This is a genomic window from Salipiger sp. (genome assembly GCF_059781815.1).
The window spans coordinates 1-3,467 of the sequence record NZ_JBYNAH010000336.1; the positions used below are offsets into that span (position 1 = coordinate 1).

Below are 3,467 nucleotides of genomic sequence, written 5' to 3' on the forward strand. Positions count from 1 at the left end.
CTGAAGATCCAATCAGCGCGCGAGCCACGCCAAGGCAACGGTCACCCATCTGAAGAGCCTCGAACGGCGTGGCTCAGAACTTCACCCCTCGCCGTACCCCGCCCAGCGAAACGCCCTGTCCCCGGTACGCAAAGGCGAGAACGGGTTGTGCGCGATCTCCCAGACATGGCCCTCGGGATCGGCGAAATAGCCATGATAGCCGCCCCAGAACACCTCCTGCCCCGGCTTCAGGATCTTCGCCCCCGCCGCCTCGGCGCGGGCCAACAGAGCGTCGACCTCCTCGCGGCTGTCTAGGTTATGCGCCAGCGTCAGCGCCCCGTGGCCCAGCGCCTCCACCGGTACACCGATATCCTTGGCGAGATCCTCGAGCCCGAACAGCCCCAGCGTCTGCCCCAGCAGGTCATAGGCGATGACCCCTTCGGGCCCGTTGGCGCGCTGCCATCCAAGCGCATCGTAGAACGCCGCTTCGCGCGCCATGTCGCGCACCCCCAGCGTGATGAGACTGATCCGTTGCTGCATAAGCCCTACTCCTCGAATTCCCGGTCGCGGCTGAACCGTTCCATCGGCACCCAGCCCTCGAGCAGCCGCCAGTCCGGCAGCGCCACCCGCAAGACATTGCCGCCGCCCGCCGGCTGATCGTGACTGCGCGCGATGGGCTCTTTCAGCAGATGCGCCCGCAAGAGGGCCCCCACCCCGCCATGACCGATCACCGCGATATTGCCCGGCCGGTCATCCTGCGCCACCAACCGCCGCAGCGCCTTCAGCACCCGCGCCTGCGCGTCTACCGCGCGTTCCCAGCCCTCGACGCTCTCCTCGGGGCGGGCAAAGAACGCATCTGCCATGCGCTCGAACGCCTCCGCCGGCAGGTAGCCGGTGGCCGAGCGGTCGTTCTCGTGCAGCGCATCGATCACCTGCACGTCAAGCTCGAGCAGCCCGGCCATGAGTTCTGCCCCCTCGCGCGCCTTGCGCTCGTTGCTGCAATAGATCGAGGTCACCCCGGCGCAGCGCTCGGCGAAATTCGCGTGCCGCGCCCGGCCCTTGCGCGACAGGTGCCAGTCCGGCACCGGCACTTTGGGGTCGATCTCGACCTCGGCATGCGAGACATAGTAGAGCTGCCTCACCCGCCGACCTCCACGATCGCCGCCTCGATCATGGCGAGGTTCTCCGGCTCGGAGAAGCGATGATCGGCGCCCTTCACGAAGCTCAGCCGCACGTCGCCCCCGTCGATATGGTCGAGCAGCCGCAGCGCGGTCTCGCGCGTCACCGCCTCGTCCTCGGTGCCCTGCATCAGCCGCACCGGCACCGCCATCGGCAGGGCCTCGCGCAGCACGAGGTTCTCCCGCCCGTCCTCGATCAGTCGCTTCGTCACCGCGTAGGGATCGCCGTAGGCCGAGGGCAGATAGGTCACCCCTTCGGTCATCACCTTGGTCCGCTCTTCCTCGGAGAAGCCCGCCCAGAACCCATCCTCGGTGAAATCCGGCGCCGCGGCGATGCCGACAAAACCCTTGAGCCGCGAGGACAGCCGCTTGGCGAGCAGGCAACCGATCCAGCCGCCCATCGACGAGCCCACCAGCACCAGCGGCCCCTCGGTCACCGCCTCGATCACCGCCTGCGCGTCCTGCGCCCAGTCGCCGATGCAGCCCTCCTCGAAGACCCCGCCAGACTGCCCGTGTCCGGAATAGTCAAGCCGCAGGAAGGCGCGGCCGCGGGCCTCGGCCCAGGCCTCGAGATGCACCGCCTTGGTGCCTTCCATGTCCGACTTGTAGCCCGACAGGAAGACCACGGTCGGCCCCTCTCCGGGCGTGTGGGCATAGGCCAGCCGGGCGTTCGGCCCGTCGAGATAGGCGGTCTCAGCCATGTTCGTCACCTCCATGCGTGATTGCGCCGACTGTGACCTCGCCGCGCGCCGCGATGCAACCGGGTTTCGCGCCGCATCGCGCCGGTCTCAGGGCGATACGAATTTTCCGTTTGCCGCCAGAGCCTTGCCGATATCGGTGCGCCACGGTCGACCATCGCATACGGCAAGGCCTTGATTTCAATGCATATCTGCCATTCCGGATTGAGCATTTCCAGCGCCGCCCGCAGATGAAATGCTGCACTGCAGAATTCATGCCGCCCTCCCCGCGGCACCTCCCCTATCCGAAGGATCGCAGATGAAAGCCCTTACCCTCGCGGCACTGATCGCCGCCGCCCCCGCAGCCACGCTTGCCGACACCCTGACCCTTGCCACCCCGCTCGCGGGCGGCACCGTGCACGCCGCCGGCACCGATCTCTCGGCCTACTGGGTCGAGGATGGCGATGCGGCCGAACTCGTCGCCTACTACACCAACGGCACCGCCGCCCCGCAGCCGCTGCGCATGCGCCTGACCAACGGCGACCGCGTGGTCTTCGGCCTGCCCGGCCAGAGAGGCGCCACCTGGAGCTTCGCCCGCGAGGCCGGCGCCGTCACCATCACCGGCGAGGCGCTGCACAGCCAGCTGGCGATGAACTGAGCCAGCCTGGGCGCTAAAAAAACGAAGGCCCGGGAGGCGGAACCTCCCGGGCCTTTCTCATGTCAGGCCGTCGCGGCTCAGAGCTGCGCCATGACCTCGTCGGAGGCCTCGAAATTGGTGGTGACGCGCTGCACGTCGTCGTCATCCTCGAGCGCGTCCACCAGCTTCATCAGCGACTGCATCGAGTCGAGATCGAGCTCGGTGGTGGTCGTGGGCTTCCAGATCAGCTTGGTGCTCTCCGACTCGCCCAGCTCGGCCTCGAGCCCGGTGGCGACCTCGTTGAGATCGGTGTCGGCGCAGTAGATCACGTGCCCCTCCTCCGAGCTCTCGACATCTTCGGCGCCGGCCTCGATCGCCGCCATCATCACCGTGTCGGCATCGCCGGCATCGGCGGGGTAGACGATCTCGCCCTTGCGCTCGAACATGAAGGCCACCGAGCCGGTCTCGCCGAGGTTGCCGCCGTTCTTGGTGAAGGTCGAGCGCACGTTCGAGGCGGTCCGGTTGCGGTTGTCGGTCATCGCCTCGACGATCACCGCGACGCCATTCGGGCCGTAGCCCTCGTAGCGGATTTCCTCGTAATCATCGCCCTCGCCGCCGGATGCCTTCTTGATGGCGCGCTCGATGTTGTCCTTGGGCATGGACTGCGACTTGGCTTCCTTGATCGCGAGCCGCAGACGCGGGTTCTTGTCGGGATCGGGGTCGCCCATCTTGGCGGCGACGGTGATCTCCTTGGAGAATTTCGAAAACAGCTTAGCGCGCACCGCGTCCTGACGGCCCTTGCGGTGCTGGATGTTTGCCCATTTGGAATGGCCGGCCATGGATGCCCCTTGCCTTGTAAACGTGGTGTTGAAACTTCGCCCAGCGCTATAGCCCAGCAGCCCCCGCCCCCGCAAGCCCAGCCACGGCGCCTGCGTCGCGGGCGGACGCCTCCGGCGGGAGTATTTTTGACGAAGAGAAGACAGGAGCGCCGCGCCC

General features: G+C 67.2%; 5 protein-coding genes. 1 reads left to right on the forward strand and 4 read right to left on the reverse strand.

From position 1 onward, the window contains the following. Window positions 1–81: 81 nt before the first annotated feature. The 3 genes from AC6RA4_RS24170 to AC6RA4_RS24180 are packed head-to-tail and all read right to left on the reverse strand — an operon-like array spanning window position 82 to window position 1,858. Window positions 82–519: a VOC family protein gene (locus tag AC6RA4_RS24170; RefSeq protein ID WP_500164666.1), complete on the reverse strand. Its 438-nt coding sequence runs from the start codon at window positions 517–519 to the stop codon at window positions 82–84. A 5-nt stretch (window positions 520–524) separates the two neighbouring features. Beyond that, on the reverse strand, window positions 525–1,121 hold the full coding sequence (locus tag AC6RA4_RS24175) for a histidine phosphatase family protein (protein WP_500164668.1): 597 nt from the start codon (window positions 1,119–1,121) through the stop codon (window positions 525–527). Further along, complete coding sequence (locus AC6RA4_RS24180) at window positions 1,118–1,858, reverse strand: alpha/beta fold hydrolase (RefSeq protein WP_500164670.1); 741 nt, start codon at window positions 1,856–1,858, stop codon at window positions 1,118–1,120. The genes AC6RA4_RS24175 and AC6RA4_RS24180 overlap by 4 nt, the downstream gene beginning before the upstream one ends. Window positions 1,859–2,153: 295 nt before the next feature. Here AC6RA4_RS24180 and AC6RA4_RS24185 point away from each other — a divergent pair, with 295 nt between their 5' ends. Beyond that, a complete protein-coding gene (locus AC6RA4_RS24185) occupies window positions 2,154–2,492 on the forward strand; it encodes a hypothetical protein (protein WP_500164672.1) in 339 nt (112 codons plus the stop codon). Window positions 2,493–2,569: 77 nt separating this feature from the next. Here the strand turns inward: AC6RA4_RS24185 and AC6RA4_RS24190 are convergent, their stop codons facing one another. Then, window positions 2,570–3,310: a YebC/PmpR family DNA-binding transcriptional regulator gene (locus AC6RA4_RS24190; RefSeq protein ID WP_222604201.1), complete on the reverse strand. Its 741-nt coding sequence runs from the start codon at window positions 3,308–3,310 to the stop codon at window positions 2,570–2,572. Between the last annotated feature and the right edge of the window lie 157 nt (window positions 3,311–3,467).

Excerpts from the sequence above, each read along its gene's own strand:
- AC6RA4_RS24170 (WP_500164666.1), bottom strand. The coding sequence starts at position 519 with ATGCAGCAACGGATCAGTCTCATCACGCTGGGGGTGCGCGACATGGCG.
- AC6RA4_RS24180 (WP_500164670.1), bottom strand. The coding sequence starts at position 1,858 with ATGGCTGAGACCGCCTATCTCGACGGGCCGAACGCCCGGCTGGCCTAT.
- AC6RA4_RS24185 (WP_500164672.1), top strand. The coding sequence starts at position 2,154 with ATGAAAGCCCTTACCCTCGCGGCACTGATCGCCGCCGCCCCCGCAGCC.
- AC6RA4_RS24190 (WP_222604201.1), bottom strand. The coding sequence starts at position 3,310 with ATGGCCGGCCATTCCAAATGGGCAAACATCCAGCACCGCAAGGGCCGT.